Source organism: Burkholderia sp. MSHR3999, assembly GCF_000833595.1.
Classification (GTDB): Bacteria; Pseudomonadota; Gammaproteobacteria; order Burkholderiales; family Burkholderiaceae; genus Burkholderia; species Burkholderia ubonensis.
The window spans coordinates 336,110-356,971 of the sequence record NZ_JRFO01000004.1 but is presented as its reverse complement, the minus strand read 5'-3'; the positions used below and the strand labels follow the sequence as shown (position 1 = coordinate 356,971).

At 58.6% G+C, this 20,862-nt stretch carries 22 protein-coding genes, 1 pseudogene and 1 other annotated feature; of the genes and pseudogenes, 17 read left to right on the top strand and 6 right to left on the bottom strand.

Translation table 11 applies throughout. The features are described from left to right. The 9 genes and pseudogenes from KY49_RS14180 to KY49_RS37285 all read left to right on the top strand — a co-directional run. Positions 1 to 962, top strand: a pseudogene (locus KY49_RS14180) (IS3 family transposase); the annotation flags it as partial. Next, positions 9 to 123, top strand: a sequence feature (AL1L pseudoknot). Its footprint overlaps the pseudogene before it by 115 nt. A gap of 564 nt (positions 963 to 1,526) precedes the next feature. After that, positions 1,527 to 2,690 (top strand): OmpA family protein, encoded by a 1,164-nt coding sequence (locus KY49_RS34510; RefSeq protein WP_052495648.1) that lies wholly within the window; start codon positions 1,527 to 1,529, stop codon positions 2,688 to 2,690. A gap of 160 nt (positions 2,691 to 2,850) precedes the next feature. After that, a complete protein-coding gene (locus tag KY49_RS14170; RefSeq protein ID WP_042585226.1) occupies positions 2,851 to 3,111 on the top strand; it encodes a GlsB/YeaQ/YmgE family stress response membrane protein in 261 nt (86 codons plus the stop codon). 41 nt (positions 3,112 to 3,152) lie between these two features. After that, positions 3,153 to 3,311, top strand: a complete 159-nt coding sequence (locus KY49_RS37300) for a hypothetical protein (protein ID WP_156162526.1) — start codon at positions 3,153 to 3,155, stop codon at positions 3,309 to 3,311. 62 nt (positions 3,312 to 3,373) lie between these two features. Continuing rightward, positions 3,374 to 3,541, top strand: coding sequence for a hypothetical protein (locus tag KY49_RS37295; RefSeq protein WP_156162525.1), 168 nt, complete (start codon positions 3,374 to 3,376; stop codon positions 3,539 to 3,541). 34 nt (positions 3,542 to 3,575) lie between these two features. Beyond that, positions 3,576 to 3,713: a hypothetical protein gene (locus KY49_RS37290; RefSeq protein WP_156162524.1), complete on the top strand. Its 138-nt coding sequence runs from the start codon at positions 3,576 to 3,578 to the stop codon at positions 3,711 to 3,713. 2 nt (positions 3,714 to 3,715) lie between these two features. Next, positions 3,716 to 4,444: a POTRA domain-containing protein gene (locus KY49_RS14160; protein ID WP_231636416.1), complete on the top strand. Its 729-nt coding sequence runs from the start codon at positions 3,716 to 3,718 to the stop codon at positions 4,442 to 4,444. 33 nt (positions 4,445 to 4,477) lie between these two features. Then, on the top strand, positions 4,478 to 4,657 hold the full coding sequence (locus tag KY49_RS38570) for a hypothetical protein (protein ID WP_052495688.1): 180 nt from the start codon (positions 4,478 to 4,480) through the stop codon (positions 4,655 to 4,657). Between the two features lie 2 nt (positions 4,658 to 4,659). Next, positions 4,660 to 5,139 (top strand): hypothetical protein, encoded by a 480-nt coding sequence (locus tag KY49_RS37285; RefSeq protein WP_156162523.1) that lies wholly within the window; start codon positions 4,660 to 4,662, stop codon positions 5,137 to 5,139. A 309-nt stretch (positions 5,140 to 5,448) separates the two neighbouring features. On the opposite strand, the gene KY49_RS37280 is transcribed toward KY49_RS37285, so the two are convergent. Then, positions 5,449 to 5,670 carry a hypothetical protein gene (locus tag KY49_RS37280; protein ID WP_156162522.1) on the bottom strand — a complete coding sequence of 74 codons (222 nt, stop codon included), beginning with the start codon at positions 5,668 to 5,670 and terminating at the stop codon, positions 5,449 to 5,451. 26 nt (positions 5,671 to 5,696) lie between these two features. Here KY49_RS37280 and KY49_RS35675 point away from each other — a divergent pair, with 26 nt between their 5' ends. Further along, positions 5,697 to 6,131 carry an NUDIX hydrolase gene (locus tag KY49_RS35675; protein WP_082062371.1) on the top strand — a complete coding sequence of 145 codons (435 nt, stop codon included), beginning with the start codon at positions 5,697 to 5,699 and terminating at the stop codon, positions 6,129 to 6,131. Between the two features lie 368 nt (positions 6,132 to 6,499). On the opposite strand, the gene KY49_RS14150 is transcribed toward KY49_RS35675, so the two are convergent. From KY49_RS14150 to cysC, 5 genes are all read right to left on the bottom strand, one after another. Further along, entirely contained in the window at positions 6,500 to 7,930 is a 1,431-nt protein-coding gene (locus KY49_RS14150) for a mannose-1-phosphate guanylyltransferase/mannose-6-phosphate isomerase (protein WP_042585224.1), read from the bottom strand. 20 nt (positions 7,931 to 7,950) lie between these two features. After that, a complete protein-coding gene (locus KY49_RS14145; protein ID WP_231636415.1) occupies positions 7,951 to 9,963 on the bottom strand; it encodes a capsular polysaccharide export protein, LipB/KpsS family in 2,013 nt (670 codons plus the stop codon). After that, entirely contained in the window at positions 9,960 to 11,114 is a 1,155-nt protein-coding gene (locus tag KY49_RS14140) for a glycosyltransferase family 4 protein (protein WP_042585223.1), read from the bottom strand. Before KY49_RS14140 ends, KY49_RS14145 begins: the two co-directional genes overlap by 4 nt. Before the next feature lie 115 nt (positions 11,115 to 11,229). Further along, complete coding sequence (locus tag KY49_RS14135; protein ID WP_082062370.1) at positions 11,230 to 12,456, bottom strand: sulfotransferase family 2 domain-containing protein; 1,227 nt, start codon at positions 12,454 to 12,456, stop codon at positions 11,230 to 11,232. 157 nt (positions 12,457 to 12,613) lie between these two features. Then, entirely contained in the window at positions 12,614 to 13,183 is a 570-nt protein-coding gene (gene cysC / locus KY49_RS14130; RefSeq protein ID WP_042585222.1) for an adenylyl-sulfate kinase, read from the bottom strand. Positions 13,184 to 13,714: 531 nt separating this feature from the next. Between cysC and KY49_RS14125 the strand changes: the two genes are divergently transcribed. From KY49_RS14125 to gmd, 7 genes are all read left to right on the top strand, one after another. Then, positions 13,715 to 14,350: a LuxR C-terminal-related transcriptional regulator gene (locus KY49_RS14125; RefSeq protein ID WP_042585221.1), complete on the top strand. Its 636-nt coding sequence runs from the start codon at positions 13,715 to 13,717 to the stop codon at positions 14,348 to 14,350. Positions 14,351 to 14,471: 121 nt separating this feature from the next. Continuing rightward, positions 14,472 to 15,641, top strand: coding sequence for a polysaccharide biosynthesis/export family protein (locus tag KY49_RS14120; protein WP_042585220.1), 1,170 nt, complete (start codon positions 14,472 to 14,474; stop codon positions 15,639 to 15,641). An 81-nt stretch (positions 15,642 to 15,722) separates the two neighbouring features. Continuing rightward, entirely contained in the window at positions 15,723 to 16,844 is a 1,122-nt protein-coding gene (locus tag KY49_RS14115) for a hypothetical protein (protein ID WP_042585219.1), read from the top strand. A gap of 6 nt (positions 16,845 to 16,850) precedes the next feature. Continuing rightward, positions 16,851 to 17,639: an ABC transporter permease gene (locus tag KY49_RS14110; RefSeq protein ID WP_269433294.1), complete on the top strand. Its 789-nt coding sequence runs from the start codon at positions 16,851 to 16,853 to the stop codon at positions 17,637 to 17,639. Further along, positions 17,636 to 18,301, top strand: coding sequence for an ABC transporter ATP-binding protein (locus tag KY49_RS14105; protein ID WP_042585217.1), 666 nt, complete (start codon positions 17,636 to 17,638; stop codon positions 18,299 to 18,301). The genes KY49_RS14110 and KY49_RS14105 overlap by 4 nt, the downstream gene beginning before the upstream one ends. Positions 18,302 to 18,347: 46 nt before the next feature. Continuing rightward, positions 18,348 to 19,673 (top strand): hypothetical protein, encoded by a 1,326-nt coding sequence (locus KY49_RS14100; RefSeq protein ID WP_042585216.1) that lies wholly within the window; start codon positions 18,348 to 18,350, stop codon positions 19,671 to 19,673. 46 nt (positions 19,674 to 19,719) lie between these two features. Continuing rightward, a complete protein-coding gene (gene gmd, locus KY49_RS14095; RefSeq protein ID WP_042585215.1) occupies positions 19,720 to 20,757 on the top strand; it encodes a GDP-mannose 4,6-dehydratase in 1,038 nt (345 codons plus the stop codon). Positions 20,758 to 20,862 lie beyond the last annotated feature (105 nt).

Here is a 20,862-nt window from a genome sequence, read left to right as displayed (position 1 = left end):
CTGGCGAGCGCATTTTCGCCCAGGCGGAGCTCGACCGCCGTTTCAAGTCCTGAAGGCCTTCATTGATCAGCATCGCGACACCTTCGGGTTGAGCCGATCTGCAAGGTTTTGCGGATTGCCCCGTCAGGCTACCGACGCCATGCAGCACAACTTCGCGATCCGTCGAAACGCTGCGCCCCCGCGCGAAACGCGATGAGCTTTTGCAACCGGAGATCAAGCGTGTCTGGCAGGCCAACATGCGGGTCTACGGCGTGCCGAAGGTCTGGAAGCAGATGAACCGGGAAGGCATTGCGGTGGCACGCTGCACGGTCGGACGGTTGATGAAGCTGCAGGCTTGCGCGGCGCAGTCGCGGTAAGCGTGTTCGCACGACGATTCCAGATGTGAGCGCGCCGCACCCGCTGGACCGAGTCTACGGCAGTTCAAGGCTGATCGACCGAATCAGCTCTGGGTGTCGGATTTTACGTATGTCTCGACATGGCAAGGCTGGCCGTACGTGGCATTCGTAATCGACGTGTTTGCCCGTCGCATCGTCGGTTGGCGCGTCAGTTCGTCGATGAGCACGGACTTCGTTCTGGATGCGCTTGAACAGACGCTGTACGCGCGCCAACCGGGCGACGATGGGGCATTGATACACCACTCCGATAGGGGGGCTCAATACGTCCGCATTCGGTACAGCGAACGTTTGGCCGAGGCGGGTATCGAGCCGTCCGTCGGCAGCCGTGGCGACAGCTACGATAACGCGCTGGCTGAAACGATCAACGGTCTCTACAAGACGGAACTGATTCATCGACGCGCCCCGTGGAAAACGCGGGAATCCGTCGAACTGGCGACCCTGGAATGGGGGGCCTGGTACAACCATCATCGGCTGATGGAACCGCTCGGCTATATCCCGCCTGCCGAAGCCGAGGCAAACTATTACAGGCAACTCAAAAATGATGCTGAAGTGCCCGCATTAACTTAAACCAACCGGCCTCCATGATTCCCGTCGCGGTTCAGATTGCATGGCAAGACTTAACAATAGTTGATCAACAGGGCGGCAGGCCGCTGCTACAAGGACTGCCTCTGTCGCTGCCCCGTCTGATAGCGCGCTCATCGGAATTGACGATTGTTGATCACGCCCGCCGCGCAAATGGCATAACATCCTAGTAGATTGCGCGCGAACTAAGGCTGAGTTTGGGTGACGCCTTGAAAACGATACTTCATCGAATCGGCCGGTATCGCTTACGACGTGATGAAGTAGTACTGGAACTTGTGGGAACTCACGACCACGGTGTCCAGTGATTACGTGCGTGAGGAAAAGGTCATCCACAAGCGATCTGTTCCGATCAGTGTGCGCGACGAGTAGAACGTTTACCCCTGCAAGATGTGAGATTTTTCCATAGTGTTTAGCTATCCGTGTTTCTGAACAGACCGACGGAAACCGCAGGGGGAACCCGGTAGGCATGCGTTGGTTCATCCAGAAGGAAGGTAGGAATCGAAGATGGGGAATGGTTTGTTACATGCAATTCAACTTTAAGGAGTCGAGATGAGTCAAGTTGACATTCTAAAATCACTCGAATCGCTCCTTAGCGAGCCGGTCGCGCAACAGGCACCGGCATTTCTCAACGAATCTCGCATCGCGGTGATTCACGGCTTCGATGGCGCACTAGCGAACGTGCTAGGCGGTATCGTGCATCTCTGTAAGACCTCGACGGGAACTGAGTCGCTTTTGCATGTATTGCATGCGTCGAACGTCACCCCCGATCTGCTTACCCGTGATCTTTCAGGTATGTTTTCCGGGGGAGAAGCAACGTCCAAACTGGTCGAGACGGGCAAGTTGGCGCTGCAACTCCTGTTTGGCTCCAAAATCCACGAGTTCAACGGCGTACTCTCCGGCGTCAGCGGGCTGATGTCGAAAAATGCGGCGCTGCTCGCCGAGATGGTAACGTCTTTTGTATTGGCGGCAATTAGGCACGCCGCGACCACCGCGGGACCGCTAACTACATCGAGTCTCAGCGCGGTGCTGGAAGCTCAGTCACGTTACCTGAAGGGACGCCTGTCTGAAAGGCTGCTTGGTGCGCTGGGGTTTGCTGGTATTGCCGCCTGGCTTAGCGGGGAAAGTCATCACCTGCGCGATGATATGCGCGCAACCGGGGCCGAGGTGAGGCGGGCGGAATCGGGTATCGAGCGGGAGGCCGCTACGCATAAGCGGAAATGGTTGTGGCTTGGTCTGATATTGCTGGCACTTTTAGCGCTCCTGTTTCTTGGCTTTTGCTCGAAGCGCACACCGGATATGTCTCAATCGTCGGACGCAGCGGCGCCGGCTTCGAGCACAGTGAGCGCTGTGGCAGACGCGATCCCCAAGGGCGCGGGGATCATCGCCGCGATGATGGAAGGGAAGCCCGAGCTCAAGATTTATTTCGAGTACGGCAAGGCGGAACTGTCGTCAGATTTTGCTGGCAAGGCTAAGGACGTCTTGGCATATTTGACGGACAACCCTTCGTCGAAGGCGAGTGTTTCGGGTTACACGGATTCGAGCGGAGACCCGACCTTGAACGCGGAGCTTGCAAAAAAACGTGCCGAGTCGGTTAAGGCGGCTCTGATGGCAGCCGGGATCGATGCATCACGCATCAGCTTGGACAAGCCGCTTGAGGTGAGCGGCGGCACGTCGGATTCGAAAGATCGCCGCGTCGAGATTCACGTCCAGTAACGCAGACGAGCACGCGCTGTATGCCGGCGAGGCTACGCGGCGCGTTATTCGTGTGAATTTCAATGATGCAGTTGCAACCGTTCGCGGCGTTTATCACACGGGCGATTTCGACGGTATGCCAATGCGCAATAAGCAGGATTTTTAAAAATTGGAGAAGGTTATGTCACTAGAACACTTGGTTGTATGGCTGGTCATTGGTGCCGTCGCCGGCTGGCTGGCTGGGATGATTGTCGCTGGAAGTGGTTTTGGGCTTCTCGTCGATATCATCGTCGGGATTGTTGGCTCATTCATTGGCGGGTGGCTTGCGTCCGCGCTGCATATTAGCGTGGGCGGAGGCATCGTTGGATCTATCATCGTCGCGGTAATCGGCGCTGTAGTCTTGCTTTTTGCCATTCGCCTCGTTCGCTGGTCACTTTCCTGACGAGGCCTCGATCTGATCTCCGCCGGTAGCGCGTGCCGTTCATGACGGTCGGCGCGTTGTCCGCGCACGATATCGCGCTACAGGCGTTCAACGGCAATCTGAGGGTCCGCGGGCTGAGCGCGCCCGGCACAGTCTCGACCCAAGTCGGGCGGGATCTGATCGTCAACGGTGCCGTGCACGGCGGCAGCACGGTCGGCTGACTGGCGTGCACAACGCGACCGTTAACGGGCAGTAGTCGGGCGTTGGCGATACCACGTTTGCCGTGCAAACGGGTTCCGTGACCGTGAACGGCAATGCGCGGTCGGAGACGGCCGGCCAGAACGCTGCAATCGGCGCCACGGGGCAGGGGGCGGTGACGCTTGCCGCGCAAGGCAGTTCGATCACGGGCCAAGGCAACGTCGCATCCCGTACTGCATTGCAGATCGATTAGCACTTGGGCCTGACGACTTGGTGGTGGCATTGAGATGAACAGAACTGCGTTGAGCACGACCGGTCTGGTGATCGCCGGATTGGTGGTGACGTTGGTGATCGTCTTAGAGACGGTCCCGACGCCGCAGGAAAAAGCGGCGCTTGCGGCAGTAAAGCCGGCCAAGGCGAGGTGAGGATGCATGTATTGCTGAAGTTGTGGGTCGGCGCTGCGGTACTGGTTGTATGCGTGGCATGGCTTGCCCATCGTCCTGTCCACGCTCATTCCTTGCCGCCGGGCGCCCGACCGGTGCAGAGCCCGGCGCCGCTCATCATCGAGCAGCAATGCGGGCAAGCCCGGCAACGGCAACTCAAGCAGCCGCTGGCATCGATCACGATCACACCGACGTCGGAGACGACGCTCGAGATTCCGCCCGGCACGCCCGTTGATGCGATCGTCGAGACGGGGCCGACCTTTCCGGTACAGCGGATCGTGTTGCAGACGTCCGACGGCAGGCCGTTCGATCCGCCCGGAGGCCTTTCCTGGGCACGGCTCGAGGCGGTCGTCGCACCGTTCGTTGGCCATGATCTCGGTTCGCACCGCGTCAACGTGCTGTTGAAACGGCTCACCGATGTATTTGTGGAAGCTGGCTTCGTGACGACGCGTGCGTTGCTCGGGCCGCGGCGCGTCGCCACCGGCACGCTCAAGGTCACAATGCAGGTTGGCCGGATCGCGAGCTTCATGGTCAACGACACGCCGGTTCGTCGCCTCAAAGCGGGCGAGCCCTCGGCGGGCGGCGGCTGGCTGACCGATGCCGGCGACGAGAACGCGTTTCTGGCGTCGCCGGGTGACCCGCTGCGCCTGTCATACGTCGACCAGGGCGTAGCGCAGATCAATCGGATGCGGCGCATTCAGGCGACAGTGTAAATCCTGCCCGGCCAGAGTCTTGGCGATTCGATTGTGGAATTTGACTATCGATTCGGAGATCGACTGCATTGCAACATCGGAGTCGACAATCACGGCAGATCGGTCGCGGACATGTCGCGCTATCGCGCGGGCGTTGAGGCCGACAATCTGCTCCGCCTGCGGAAATCACTGAGCCGGAACTTCCTCGATTGCGTCGACAGCAATGCGCTTTGAATATGAACGTTCACGTCCATCACAATACGGTGCGTGAATTCCGATATTGGCTGTGTGAATTCGATCCGAGCGAATGCATTTCGCTTGGAGGGAGGTTACGCATATCGGCGACGGGCGTCGCCGAAGATCTGATGGCGCAGGAAGATCGCTTGCTCATCGAATCGATGCTGAGCGGCTACGACGAAATTCATGCCCCGATGCATGGGCCGACGACATGCCTGGCGTGTGGAAGCGCGCGGGTGCGGACAGAGGGCATTTGGGGTGATCTGCCGCGCTACCAGCGCTCGTTGTGCCGCAAGCAATTCAATCGGCGCACGAGTACGCCATTTACTCGCAATCATGGTGCCGCGTGCCAGCGGGAGCTGATCCGATATATGAGTCTGCCGCTATCGCTCATACGACTGGTAGAGATGATTGAGACTCGATCCAAGTCTCACGAATCGCTTGGTCAACTAATTTTGCGAGCGTTATGCGCAACTTGATTCTTCAGGAAATCTTGCGGCGCGCATACAGGCAGGCGAGCGCACGCCGTGCGTACGGTATGGCTCACGGCAACCGCGGTTTTGCGTTAACTGAAAGCCGGTGAAGTGTGTGCACGGCGGACGGCTTATGTCGATGCACCGCGAAGTCATAAAGCGCAAAGAAGTGTTGAAAGTCGGGGCATGGCAAGGAGCGGGAATCGATGCAAAATCTTAACGACGGAATTGGGGACCTGAAAAAGCTCACATTTGCGCGATCGGATCGGGACGCGGCAGAGCGGACGGCCGTTCCTCGAACCCGGCGTCGAAAAATCATATGGCTGATGGTCGCCGTATTGCTGACATGGGGCGCACTCCACATTGCGTTGTCCGAGATACTTTCAACTCAATCGCTTCATCGATGACACGCATATGCGACTGAAAAAAATAACTGGCGTCGCCGTTCTGACTGCCGCGCTTCTGCTTCTCGGCGGCTGCGGAATGTTTGGCTGCGGTGGCGCGGCAACCAACGGTGGCGCGTTCGGCGGCTGTCACGCAGGCACTCGATTCTGAGCAGAGTAATGAAGCAGCGCGCCACAATTGTCTGCCGACAGGCGGACCAAATTTTGTTGGTCACTCGGAGCTTTGCGCGATGGTCGTTGCCGGGCGGAAAAATACGCCGGGGCGAATCACCGGATGACGCAGCGCGTCGAGAACTGGAAGAAGAAACGCAGCTTGTCGTGCGCGATCTGACGTGGCTCTTTGAATTTCGCGGTAGAAACACGGAACATCAGGTGTTTGACGCGCTTATCGCACGCGACGCCGTTGCGCGCGCGTCGCAAGAAATCATGGGTTGTCAGTGGTTCGACACGGTCCAGATCGCGAAGATGCCGACAAGCGTCGCAACGCGGAGCATCGTGCAGTTGCTTACCACGAACGATCATCCTCCGCATCGGCACGTCGAGGCCTTTGCGGCGGATCGCTTGGGCGATGCGTTGGCGGTCAGTCATATATAACACTTTCATGCCTTGAGAACGAATCCCGCGTGCATCGCCTAACGAATTGGTACAAAAACCGTACCGGCCGAGTGAAGCGCCAACCGCTCAGCAAGGGGCAAGTCCTGCCGTTCCAACGGATCACGTGCGTTCGCTGACGCTCGAAAATCATCCTGCGTCCGGCCACGGCAACATTGATCAAATCCAGATCATAGGGCGATTCTGAATGGCATGCATGTCTGACAGGAGTATTTGAATACGGAGGAAATCGCGAGGACGGTAAGACTCATGCTCCTGGCGACTAAACGGATCCGACCGCGGTGCTCGCGCGAGACTGGAGTAATTGACCGCCGGCGGCACACGTTCCCGCTGCCGCCGGTCACAAACGATCAACCAGTGGAAGTCCGGCCGTAACTATCTTCGAAGCGCACGATATCGTCTTCGCCGAGATAGGCGCCTGACTGAACCTCGATGAGCTCGAGCGGAATCTTGCCCGGGTTGGTCAGACGGTGCGTCGTGCCGAGCGGGATATAGGTCGACTGGTTTTCGCTCAGCATGATCTCGCGATCGCCATTCGTGACGAGTGCCGTTCCTTTGACGACGATCCAGTGCTCGGCGCGATGATGGTGCATTTGCAGGCTGAGCTGCGCGGACGGATTGACGACAATGCGTTTCACCTGAAACCTGTCACCATGATCTATGCCCTCGTAAGAACCCCACGGTCGCGCGACGCGCCGATGCGTGACGGATTCGTGCCGACCGTAGGCCTTCAATTGCTGAACGATCTGTTTGACGTCCTGGACCTTGTCGCGGTGCGCGACAAGTACTGCGTCCGCCGTTTCGACGATGACTACGTCTTCGAGACCGACCGCCGCGACCATTCGATGTTCCGCGCGGATGTATGAATTCGAGACGTCGTCCACCAGCACGTCGCCTTGAACCGCGTTGCCGGACATGTCGCACTCAGACAAGTTCGCGAGCGCGCTCCACGAGCCGATGTCGCTCCAGCCGAGCCCGTTCGCCGACACGACCGCTGCCCGGCGGGTCCGTTCCATCACGGCATGGTCGATCGAAATGTCACGGCAGTCGGAAAAGGCATCACGGTCGAGACGGAGGAAGTCGTGGTCGTACACTGCCTGCCTGAACGCCAATTCGGCCAGTTGGGCGGTCTCTGACTCGTGGCGGTGCAGTTCGTCGAGGTAATCGGCGGCCCGTAGCATGAACATCCCGCTATTCCACGCGTATTTTCCGCTATCGAGAAATTCACGCGCAGTTTCGAGGTTCGGCTTTTCGACAAAACGCTCGACGTCGAACGCGTGCCCGCCTGCGCGCAGCCGTTCGCCCATACGGATATATCCATAACCGGTTTCCGGGCCACTGGGTTCCACTCCAAACGTGACCAAATGGCCTTCTGAAGCCGTTTGCGCGGCCTGTTGAACGACATTCGCAAATTCGGCTGGGTGCAGGATCACATGATCAGCCGGCAGCACAAGCAGCAGAGCGTCTGCCGAACGCTGCATTGCCGCAAGTGCTGCTACAGCGACTGCCGGTGCCGTGTTGCGACCGACCGGCTCGAGAATCGTGACTTCCGGAACGACGTCAATCTGGCGCATTTGCTCGGCTACAAGGAAGCGCTGCTCGCCGTTTGCGATAAGAATCGGCGCGCGGGCGCCAGCAACGGCTTTCGCTCTCAGGACGGTTTGTTGCAGAAGCGAATGCTCGCCGATCAATGTCAGGTACTGCTTCGGATGGCTGCCGCGTGACATCGGCCAGAGGCGGGTGCCGCTGCCGCCACACAGGATGACGGGGTATAGATCCATGATGCTGCTCCTATGAGAGGTTAGGTATGGAGCGAAAGAAGTGCGTCGACAAGCCTGCTTCGACACGCCCAGAAATAAGTGCACGTATTCCATGCCCACCGACGGGTCCGGTTCGCCAACCGCAGGGGGGACCAGCGGACGCGCGTGAGGGGGCGGAATGCGCGATGCGCGAGGCGGTCGACGACGGTTTCCGGAGTCGTGAACAAGCGCAGCCGCCAATCCCAGTAGACCGGGTAACGCAGTAGCGCGCCTGCCGTTAGCATGTCGAGCGAAAGCGACCGCTCTCGGTGCGGAATCGTAGTGATCGCGTCGTGCGTGAGTCCCCATCCCGCATAGAACGGGACCCCGTACGTGAAGACTGGCTTGCCGCGCAGTAGGGCGTCGAATCCGACCAATGAAGTCAGCGTGTGTACTTCATCGGCCGCCTCGATGAGCGATACGATATCGGCCTGCGTATCGACGACGTCCGCAATTGCGGAAGCATCGATCAGTCCGCGGCGGTTGCGCGTCAGCACATCCGGATGAGGCCGGTAGACGAGCAGTGCGTGCGGGCGTCGAGCACGCACCTCGCGCAGGAGCGCGCGCGCGGTCCGGATTTCGGGGCAGCCTAGGCGGATCGACGCATCGTCTTCGACCTGACCAGCAACGAGCACGACCTTGCGGCCCGGCGGCGCGCTCCAGAGCGGTCGTCGCCGTCCGAGGTTGTATTTCGTGAGGCCGTGCCGGACGATCTGCTCGCGCAGCATTGCCGCCCGCGTAAGCTCTGCGTCGTCAAACGATACGTGGTTCAGAATATCTGTGAGGTCGCTACGAGTCCTCGGATCGAAGTAGATGCCTCGCGTGTCGACGACCTGGCTGTACGGTGCGATGATGTCGGACCCGAGCCCCAGCGAGTGGAGGAAGCCGTCCTCGATACGGACGTACCCCGCCGTCCGCGGCGGCACTGCAAGATCGCGCGCGCCCCACAGCACCACTTGTTCGGAAGCGCTCAGCGATTCATGGCGGTTGGTCCAGCGCAGTGTGCCGCCGCCCGCTGTCAGGAAAGGGGTAACGAAGGGGCGTTTCCACCGCTTAATGTGGATGGCGGCGAGATGGCGCATATCGGAATACCGAGCCGCGATGTCGCGTTGTAGCTCGAGCGACGCGAGAACGGACCGAATATCGCCTGATTCATGTGTGTGTGGATCGAGATAACGCGCAAGTCGTAGAAAAACAGCATGAAAGAGCTGACGAACGGTGGGGCGGTGTAGCCTGGCACACAGCGAAAAATAATCGACAGTGAGACCCCAGCCGGCGTAATACGGGCCGCCGAATACGTGCACGTGTGTACCGCCGAGCAGTGCGAGCAGTCCTTCGGTTGCGCCGATCGTATACACGTGACTCATGCGGCTCAACCGCAGGCCTGTAGGGTCGGCAATGCGATGTATTCGGACATCCGCCAATACACCGGCTGCACTTTCGGACAACCATCGTCCAGACCCACGATCAGCGGACCGAACCAACCACAGCTTCGCAGCGGGATGGTTACGGCTCGCAGCCGCGACCATGCGCTCAAATGCCTCCGGGCGGGACACGGGCGAGTCGTACGTGGGATCGTGAGGCCAGCGCCGCTCGTCCAGGATGACGACCTGCGTCGCCGGCGACATATTTTGGGGCCCATCTGCGCTTCCCGCGGGGATCCACGTCGCGTAAACACGATTGATTAGATCGTCGATGTCCGGCGGGAAATCGCTGGTGCCGACGTCGAACGTCCGGTTCAACGCGGCGATGAATGAGCCTGGTACCGTACCTTCTGTGATGTCGTGTTCGAACCACGAGAGCCATGGCAGCGTGTGTTGCCGCGCGCGGTCGAGTGGTCCGCGCCACGCGATCCGCGGGCGCAATCCGCACGCCGCGGCCATCGCCATAGCCGCCTTGTCTGCCCATCCGTCGATCTGGCAAGGACCGGGACGTCCGACGGGCCACGCGCAGCGCCGCGTATCCGGATCGTGACGTGAATGCTCGAACGCGGTCGGCCGGCGCAAGGGGTTCATGTACGGAGCTCCGCCAGAAATCGGTCGACTTGCGCAAAATGGTTTTCCCACGTAGGAGCGCGATAGGTTTCTATGCGCTTCATCTGTCGGGCGCGTTCGTCGCTGTCATGACCGGTGTACGCAATAATCCGTGCGATCCATGCAAGGCCGTCGAGCGGATCGAGGTAGTCGGGCACCCCGGCCGCATACTCGCGAAACACTGGAAGATCGCTTGCGAGAACCGGTACTCTGCATGTGAGCGCCTCCACGACAGGCATGCCGTATCCTTCCACGAGTGACGGGAAAACGAGCGCGCGCGCGTGCCTCAGCCATGCGCGAAGACGGTCATTGTCGCAATTCGGCTCATGGATGACAGCGTGCCTGATCGGCTCGCAGTCCGCGAGCATGTCGGTGACGTTCCAGTATTTCCATCCGGGAGAGCCGATCACAACGAGCGTCGGCGCGTCGTGCCCGAGGTGCTCAACGAGGCGCCGCCACACATGAAGCATGAACCAGTGATTCTTCCGCGGCTCGATCGTGCCGACCATCACGAAGTACGGCCGGCTGAGCGGAGCCGGGGCGTCGAGTTCCAACGGTATGCCGGGGCCAAGCTTGGCCACGACGGTAGGTGGCACGTGCAGACCGTTGCGTGCCGCGTAGTCGGTGACTGTGTCGAGCGTCGCCTGTGAGTTCGCGATCAATCCTGCCGCCGTTGACAGCGCGGATCGCATTCTTGCCGCATGCGTGCGCGCGGACCCCGCGCGGCAATACTCGGCATGCGTGAGCGGAATCAGATCGTGGACCATGAAGACCACGCGCGCGCCGCGCCTGTTCACGGAACGGAAGTATTGGGCGTGTTCGGCGCCGGAGTGAGATGTATGGAGCAGTGTTGCGCCGGCAGGAATGCTGCGCTGGGCGCCGGCGGCTATCCGCATCAGCCGGTGCAGATCGGGAGCTTTCCCATTCGCATGATGGCGCCGGATCATTTCGAAAAGGGCCGTCGATGCGCTTCGGGACAGGCTCGTATGGCGTCCAAAAACGGAGAGCGTCGCGCACGCGTCGTTCCCGTAACGCTCGATATACGCGAGACCGGTTCGGTCGATCCCGGTAAAAGTTCGCTCTTGAAACATGCGCTTGAGTAGGCGAGTGACGTCGAGATGAATCTGCGTCATTGTTCCTCCGTGCGTCGGCGAATTGGGGATCGATTAAAGCGAGAAGGGCCACGGCACGTATGCGCGGGAACGGGAACCCAAGAAAGCATCGCAATGTTTGTGTGTGAGAAGCCATTCAGGGGGGCGTGACGCCGAGTGCTGCTCCATCCGGCCGATAGTCTGCTGCGTTCTCCATCTTCAGTGACATTGGCGCCTCGAGTTCGCACATGCCCGTCGAATGGACCCGGCACTCGAAACAGGGGATGGGCATTGACGTGCTGACTCGCAGTGGAAACGGCGTCATTCGTTCGGAGTTGATCTCACGCCATTTGACGACGCGTCGCGCCAATTCGAAGTCGCCGCCGTACGACTGGACAACGTCGAGTGTGGCAACGATTGTGTCGGGATCGAGCGCGGGCGCTGCACGAAGACATTGGGTAAACTTGAGTTCGAATGTGACGATATAGTCGCCGGCATTGAGACGCTCGTATGGGCCGAACTGCAGATAGCCCTCGGTATCGATGTAAAGTCGAGTCGCGGAATAGCCGCGGTGCACGACGCCTTGTGTGCTGAAGCCGGACAGGATTCGGGCTTCCGGCAACCCGAACTGTTCCTGCGCGAGCCGGCGCGCGTGGCGATAGAGTTCGATGTCCGCCTTGTTTCTGTGCAATATTCTGGACATCGTTTCGGGGCAAACGTTGAATCTTCCCCCGCCTTCATGGAATTCGTTCTCGTTGGGCAGCGCCAGTGTCGCGTTGATCTTCGGGCGCTCCGCGGGATCCTCGAACTGGATGTCGAGCAGCCGCCCGAGATAATCGAGCGACGCGCCGTAGCAATCGACTAGTCCGATGAAGTCGAACACATGTAGCTTTTCCAGTGCGACGGATAGCATCCGTTCGACGTCGTCGGTGCGCTCGTCGACGAAAAAATCATGAATCGTTCGCGTATAGTAGTTGTTGAATGCCAGAATGTGGTCCGAAATAGCAGACTGAAAGAATTCGTCACACGACATCGTCTTGACCGGTATGGTTTCTGGTTGCGGAATGATCCGTTTTTCGATGTCGAGCTTGTAGCTGGCTAGCCACTCGTAATGGGAAATCAAACGTTCAATCGGATCGCGAAGGAACGTGAACAAAAATTTCTCTCCGGGAATATTGCGGATTTCTTGTCGCCGATATTCATGTCCATAGAAGAAGCGGTAGCACTCCAGCGTTTCGGACGGCAGGTATGCGAGCGTTGCGCGCAGGTCTTCCGGGAAGAAGTATTTCCCGAGCCGGCTCTTATGAAACTGGGCGGCGATATCGGAACCTGCCGTCTTTTGCATGTGGAGGAAGACGTTTCTTCTGGTCGAATCGATTTTCATATGTACTCTGAATCAATATTTTACGAAGCCTTCGCATATCGTCAAATCTGACCAGTCTGTTCGCAGGCCGGGCCGTCGCGTCACATGAAAGACATTTACCTGTCGGCTCTATCGGCACTGGCGGTGGAGCTATATCCGCCAGTGCGCGCAGGCTATTTCAACTGACTGTCCGTGTCTGATCCGCTGCGAAATCAAGCAACGGCAGAATGCTCGCCACGGCGCTATCGACCGTAATGCCCGATGTATCGAGTATCAGGTCCGGATGAATTGGACGCTCGTAGGTGGCTGAAACTCCGGTGAAGTTCTGCACCACGCCGCAATCGGCCAGCACATACAGCCCTTTCGGATCGCGTCGAATACACTCTTCGAGCGGGGTCGATACGAACACTTCGATGAATCCAGCGCCTATCACGGATCGCGCAAGCGCTCTCTGTGACGCAAGAGGCGAGATGGTGGCGACGACCGTCACGTAATCCTCATCTTTGAAGAGCTTCGCGATATGGGCGATACGCCGGATGTTCTCGGTTCGATCGGCGACCGAGAAGCCGAGATCGGCGCAGATTCCCGCTCGCAGTTTGTCACCGTCGAGCGCGATTGCCTTTCTGCCTTTCGCTTCGAGCGACGCGCGCAAGCCGTTGGCGATCGTCGATTTGCCAGCCCCCGACAACCCCGTCAACCAGACAACGGGCGAAGCGGCTTCGCCTCTGTACGGATGATTCGAATTCACGTGAAAGATTGGAATTGAACTTACGTTTCCACTGTAGCCGGATGTTGCTTGAATTGTCAGTCGGCCAGATCCTATAGGGAATGTCTTACGTCGTCTGAATCGGTTTGCCAACCGAAGTGCAGTTGGTCCGTTTCGCGGCGATGGAAATGTTCTGGTACAGCGTTTTGTCAGACCGCATGAGTCGGCATGAAACGACCGCACATAAAGGGCTCCAGTGCGTCTTTCTGGACCACGACAGACGCGCATTCTGTACATCGCCAAAATGGTTCCGCCTCGATTTCGAGCTCTGCTGGCAGGGAATGCTGCGTGAGAGTGATATCGATTGGCGTCGGAATACTCCTTATCGGCATAACAATTGTTGATACTTGAAAGCTGGTTGCGGCGCGAAAATGCCGAGGGTCGGCTGGGAATGTAAAGGATGGTCGAACATGGATCAACGGAATGAGGATGACTGGCGAAATCAATGGTCGCAACGATGAAGATCGGCAGAATGCGGCGTTCGCGTCATATCGGTCGAACAGGTAACGCGGAATGATCCGGATCGTTATAGCCGGGAGTCACGCGATGATGCGCGGCGCGTTGACGCAACTCGTTCTGGCGCAGCCGGACATGACGGTCGTATCTGAGCTGGCTTTCGACGCAACCGTGATCGGCGCGTCAGGAAGGTATCCGGCGGATCTGATGCTAATCGACGCACCGACGTCCATTTCAGGCTGGATCGATCTGATCCAGAAACTGCATGTGGAGTTGCCGACGCTGCCATTACTTGTTCTGGTGGCACTCGACGATGCGCCGGCCATTCCACGGATATCACGGTCCAGCGCGAAAGGATGCGTCGCGAGAGAGAGCGAACCGACGGTATTGCTTGAGGCGGTGAGGTTGGTGGCTGCGGGCGAGCGATTCATCGATCCGGCATTGATCGATGCGGTGTTCTTTGGGGAAACCGTCACGAGCCGTTCGTTAGAGGACGGACTGTCGAAAAGGGAGCGACAGGTTCTGCAATTTATCGCTTCCGGCTATAGCCTGAGTGACATCGCGCGCAGTCTCTCGCTGAGCATCAAGACAATCAGCACGCACAAGATCCGGATGATGCGAAAACTTAACGTGGACAACAACGCCGAACTGATGCGTTATGCCCTTCGTCATGGAGTGGTGACGCATCGCTGAAACAGCGTGGCTGATGGCGCAGGGCGCCCGCGACTCGATACTGTCGGCACACGATATATTCCCTTGAATTGGTAGGTGACGGCGCAGGCTCGGTCGTCGAGGCGGAACGATTATTTTTTCCATGTCATTGAGTCATTATTTGCGATTTCTCGCCGTGGCACTATGCGTTGGCTCGGCCGCATGCACGACGGCGATTCCACGATCTGGCCCAGCGACGGGCGATCTGGCTTCCGTACGGACCGGTGACGGTGGTGAGCGCCGAATCGCGGTGGTCGACTTGACTCCGGAAGTGGTTCGGCGGCTTCGCGCCGCTAAATCGGCGGAGACGTTCTCCGAGGGGCTTGGTGCGGCACGGCAGTGCGACGACTCGCTCGGTGCGGGCGACACCGTCGCCGTGTCAATATGGGAAGCACCGCCCGCGACACTATTTGGCGGCGGCGATGCCGAAATGTCCTCGTTGCCTGCCTCGAGCCATATGGTGACGTTACCGGACCAAGTGATTGATGCGGCCGGCGATATCGGCGTGCCTTTCGCGGGAAAGATCCATGCCGTCGGCCTGACGCTCACGCGGCTCGAGTCGGCAGTCGTGAAGCGGCTCACGGGTAAGGCGAATCGTCCGCAGGTGATGGTGCGGCTGATTCGCAATGCAGCGGCCGACGTGACGGTGATCGGTGATGTCAACAGCAATACGCGCATGCCACTGACGCCGAAGTGCGAGCGGCTGCTGGATGCACTGGCCGCATCGGGTGGCGTTCGTCAAGCGGTGGACAAGGTATCGTTGCAGGTGACGCGAGGAACGAGCGTCTATTCGATGCCACTGGACGCAGTGATTCGCGATCCAAACCAAAATGTTCCGTTGCGTGCGGGCGACGTGGTGACTGCACTCTACCAGCCGTCGAGTTTCATGGCGTTTGGGGCTACCGGAAAAAACGAGGAAATCGGCTTCGAGGGAAAAGGCATTTCGCTCGCGCAGGCGCTCGCGAGAGCCGGCGGGCTGCTTGATAGCCGCGCGGATGCGAAAGGGGTATTCGTATTTCGCCTCGAGGACCGACGCGTAGCGGGAGAGCCGGGAACCGTCGGTACGCAAGCCGGGTCTGTCCAACGCGTTCCGACTGTATACCGGCTGGACTTGAAGGAGCCGTCTGGCATGTTCCTCGCTCAGCAGTTCGAGATGCGAGACAAGGACGCGCTGTACGTGTCAAACGCGCCGGTCGCGGATATCCAGAAGCTCGCCAACCTCTTCTACACGATCGTTTTTCCTGCGGTTAGCGTTGGCACGCAATTTAAGTAACGGAAGTGGCTGGTGCCAACGTCCGAGAAGTGTGTTGAGTCGCCAAAGGTTAGTTATCCAATTCAATCCGGACATAGAGAAATGTCATTGATCAATCGATCTTGGCGTAGTTCGAACAAGCTGCTATTTTCCGTGACGGTTGTCGTACCGACGCTGTTGGCTTCCATCTACTTCGGGATGGTTGCGTCTGACGTTTACGTCAGCGAAAGCCGTTTCGTCGTGCGCAGTCAGCAACGGCAGGAGAACGGTGCGCTGCTCAGCACGTTCCTGCAGGGGACGAGTTTCGGCCGTTCGCTCGATGATGCCTGGATCGTGACGGACTATATCGAGTCGATGGACGCGCTGCGGACGCTTGACCGGAATCTGCCGCTGCGCAAGTGGATCGGTCGGCCGAACGGCGACGTGATCAGCCGCTTTCCTCAACCGGGCGGCGACGAAAGCTATGAGAGTCTGCTGCGGTACTACAGAAACCGGATCGTGGCAGTCGTCCACGATAGTACGAGCAGCATCACGACTTTGCGTGTGTCGTCATTCGATTCGCGCTCCGCGCAGGCCATCAACGAAAACTTGCTGACAATGAGCGAGGCGCTCGTCAACGAATTGAACCGTCGCGGACTGGAGGACGGTATGCGCTATGCGAACGACTCCGTGCGCGATGCTCAGCGGCGCGTGACGGAAAGCGCGCTCGCGCTGGCGCGCTATCGTAGTGATGCCGCCGTGTTCGATCCAGATCGGCAGTCTTCATTGCGACTTCAACAAATCGGCCGGCTTCAGGATGAACTGCTCGCCGCCCGCGCGAAACTCGCGGAAATCGCCGCAGTTGCGCCCGCGAATCCGCAGGTCGACAGCCTGAAGATGCGGATCGCCGTGATTCGTGACGAGATCGACGCAGCTTCGAATACGGTAACGGGGAAGGGCACGAACAGCTTCGCGGCGAAGAGCCGTGATTTTGAGCGCCTGAGCATTGAGAAGGGATTCGCGGAGCGTGAACTCGCAAGCGCGCTGACACTACAAGAGCAGGCGAGGAATGAGGCATCGAAAAAGCAGCTTTATATCGCGCGCGTCGTTCAGCCGGGGTTGCCTGATGCGCCCGAGGAGCCGAAGCGGCTGCGTGCGATTCTTGTTACGTTCACGCTGGGTCTGGTGACGTGGGGCATTTTGTCACTGCTCCTCTTCGGGGTGCGCGAACACACGCTTCAATAGGGCATCGTGAAACAGACATCGTTTAGTGAATCGCTGATCGTTCAGGCGCGCGTCATAGGCGCGTTGATCATGCGCGAAATTATTACGCGTTTCGGGCGGCACAATATCGGTTTCCTGTGGCTGTTCGTCGAGCCGATGATGTTCACGCTCGGAATCGCGACGCTTTGGTACGTGACCAAGGCGTCTCATGGTCACGATGTGCCGATCGTCGAATTCGCACTTACCGGTTATTCGACTGTTCTCCTTTGGCGCAACTGCGCAACGCGCTGTGTCGGTGGGCTCAAGCCTAATCTCAGTTTGCTGTTTCACCGGAATGTGAAACCGCTTGATGTGTTCTTGGCCCGCATCATTCTCGAGATTGCCGGCGCGACAGCATCCTTTTATTGCCTCACGGTGGTTTTCTGGCTATTCGGACTCGCAGGACTTCCCGCCCATCCGGCACGGGTTATCGTCGCCTGGGGATTGACCGCGTTCCTGTCGACGGGGCTGGGACTCTTCATCGGCGCGGTCAGCGAATTGTCGGAAGTCGCCGAGCGCGTCTGGCATACCGTGACCTATCTGCTGTTTCCATTTTCCGGCGCGGTATTCATGGTCGACTGGCTACCCGCAAAGGCACGTGAGGCAGTGCTGCTTCTGCCATGGGTGCATGGCGTCGAAATGCTTAGAAGCGGTTATCTTGGTGATGCGTATACGTACCACTACAGCACGGCATTCATGTGTTGGACCGCGTCGTTGCTGATGCTAGGTGGATTGCTGATCCTAAAGGTCGTTCATCGTAGAGTGGAGGCGGGATGATTCGACTTGTGAACATCAGTAAACGGTATCCGATTGCCTCCGGAAGCAGGCAGGTGCTCGACGGAGTTACGTTCACGCTGGAACGGGGCAGAAAGATCGGCATTCTCGGGAAGAACGGCGCCGGGAAGTCGACATTGATTCGCGTGTTGGCTGGCGTCGAACCCGCGTCGAGCGGCGTCATATATCGGGGCATGAGCTTGTCGTGGCCGCTTGCGTTCGGCGGGGCGTTTCAGAGCAGCCTGACGGGATTGGACAACCTGAGGTTCATCTCGCGGGTCTACGGCTGCGACGAGGCGTCGATGCGTTTGTTTGTCGAAGAGTTTTCCGGCCTCGGGAGATATTTGCGTGAGCCGATCAAGGTGTATTCGAGCGGTATGCGCGCCCGGCTAGCTTTTGCCTTGTCGATTGCTGTGGAGTTCGACTGCTTCCTGATCGATGAAGTGATCGCGGTCGGCGACCAGCAGTTTCAGGAGCGCTGCCGAGAAGAGTTGTTCGTGAAACGTAAGGATCGTTCGATGATCCTTGTGTCCCACGATCCCAACTTGATTCGCGAGTGCTGCGATAGTGCCGCGATTCTCGACAACGGAAAGCTAACCATGTGCAGTTCCGTGGACGAAGCCTATTCGATCTATACGCAAGAGTTTGATCATCGGGTTAACTAACGACAAGGGAGTGTGCGGCTCGGATCCGCGCGCAGAAAAAAACAGGATGAAAAAGGAAAAACCTCGGCTCGCGATCATCAGTACCTACGACGATCTGTGCGGCATTGCGAGCTACGCGCGCGCATTGGTCCGTCAGTTGTCGCCATACTTCAATATCACGGTCTTCGATCTCGATCAGTACGTCTTCCGGCATACGAGCCGATATGTCCGGAAGATGGCGGACAAGGAAATCGAACGGATCTGCAAAGAAATTCGCGGCTTCGACTGTGTAAACGTCCAACTCGAGCACGGCATCTTCGGTAGGAACAAGCGCGATTCCTACAAGAGAATTTGCAAGATCATCTCCGCCGCCCCGACGTTGTCGATCACATTTCATACCGTTTTTGACGGCTCGGCCGTTGACTGGAAGGCGGTAAGGCAGGAACTCGGGCGTTTCAATATCAGCAAGGCGTGGTCGCTCGCAGTCGGTTCGCGACTCGAAAATACGCTGCTTGGCGCTGGTATTTATGGTGCGATACGCCGCGCGCAATGGACGAAGAAGGTCAGCGTAGTCGTGCACACGAGGCGCGACGGGCGGACATTGCGAGTCGTCGAACGAATCAAGAATGTCCACGATCACCCGCTCGCCTATTACTCTCGTGGCGAGGCGGCGGAGTATGCCCGGACCGCGAGCCGGGACGAGTTCCCTCTGCTCAAGGATTGCGGCGATGATGTCATTCTACTCGGATGTTTCGGTTTCACCGGGACCTATAAAGGGATCGACACTGCGATACGCGCGCTGCACCTGCTGCCTGAGAACTACCACCTCGCGATCTTCGGCGGCGTGCATCCCGAGGCGATTCAGCGAGGCGTTGCCCTCGACCCGTACATCTCGGAGCTTCTCCAGATCGTCAATCCCGGGCGAAGCTGGCTCGACGATGTGCAGGGCGCCGCAGGCAAGGCTGTGAACCTGAATGCGACGATCAGCGAGCTGTTGAATCTTGCGGATACGCCCCACATAAAAGACATTTCGCACCGCACTCATTTCATGGGACCGATGACCGACGACGAGATGCCGCGCGCCATGGAAATCTGCGACGCGGTGCTGTTGCCTTACCTGGAGGTTGGACAGTCGGCTTCGGGCCCGATGTCGATGGCGGTCAACCTGAACCGGCCAGTCATTGCGACGCGAACAAAGACGTTTCTGCAGTTCTGCCGCTACTACCCGGGGCGGGTGTCGTTGTTCGATATCGGCAACTTCCTGCAATTGAGCCAGATCATCAGGACCGGCGCGTTCAGCATGCCACAGCACAATGCCGACGATCAGGAACCAGGAACAGAGTCGAATATAGCGACGTATTGCAAGGCTCTTTTTTTCAATCGGGCGACGTGATGAGCGTCGCTCAAGAGCAATTGAACCATCGTGTTGGGAGGCTGAAGTGAATCGAAAAGCTATTGTGACGGGTGTGAGCGGCCAGGATGGCGCTTACCTCGCAAAGTTGCTGCTGGAAAAAGGGTACGTTGTCTACGGCACTTACCGCCGGACCAGCTCGGTCAATTTCTGGCGGCTCGAGGAGCTCGGCATCGCAAATCATCCTCAGCTACATTTGACGGAATACGATCTGACCGATCTCGGCACGAGCATCCGGCTGATGGAGTCGAGCGAAGCGACCGAAGTGTATAACCTGGCCGCACAAAGCTTCGTCGGTGTGTCGTTCGAGCAGCCCGTCACGACAGCCGAGATCACCGGTATCGGGCCGCTGAATCTCCTCGAGGCCGTCCGGGTCGTCAATCCGCGTGCGCGGTTCTACCAAGCAAGCACCTCGGAGATGTTCGGCCGTGTGCAAGCCGTGCCGCAGAAAGAAGATACGCCGTTCTACCCGCGTAGCCCGTATGGCGTCGCGAAGCTGTTCGCGCACTGGATGACGGTCAATTATCGCGAGAGCTACGGCATTTTTGGCAGCAGTGGCATCCTATTCAATCACGAATCGCCGCTGCGCGGTCGGGAATTCGTCACACGGAAAGTGACCGATTCGATGGCGAAGATGCGGCTCGGCAAACTTGACGCGCTCGAACTGGGCAATCTTGACGCAAAACGAGACTGGGGCTTTGCGCAGGAATACGTAGAGGGCATGTGGCGCATGCTGCAGGCCGATCAGCCTGATACCTATGTTCTCGCGACGAATCGCACGGAGACGGTACGTGATTTCGTGACGCTCGCGGGCAAAGCAGCGGGGTTCGAGCTCGCGTGGAAGGGGCAGGGCGTTGACGAGGTCGGGATTGATCAGCGGACTGACAAAGTTATCGTGCGAATCAACCCGAAGTTCTATCGGCCGGCTGAAGTCGATTTGCTGATCGGCGATCCGTCGAGAGCAATGACCGATCTCGGCTGGAAGCCGGAGACAACGCTCGAGCAGTTGTGCCAGATGATGGTTGAGGCCGACCTGCGCCGCAACGAAGTGGGTTTTTCCTTCTGACCGACGAGCGGGCAGGCCGTTTCGCACTTGTCATTGAGACTGTCTCAATGACAAGTGCTGCATAAGGCGCGGCGCTCCCGCACTTGGGAAGTGCTGCCATCCTCT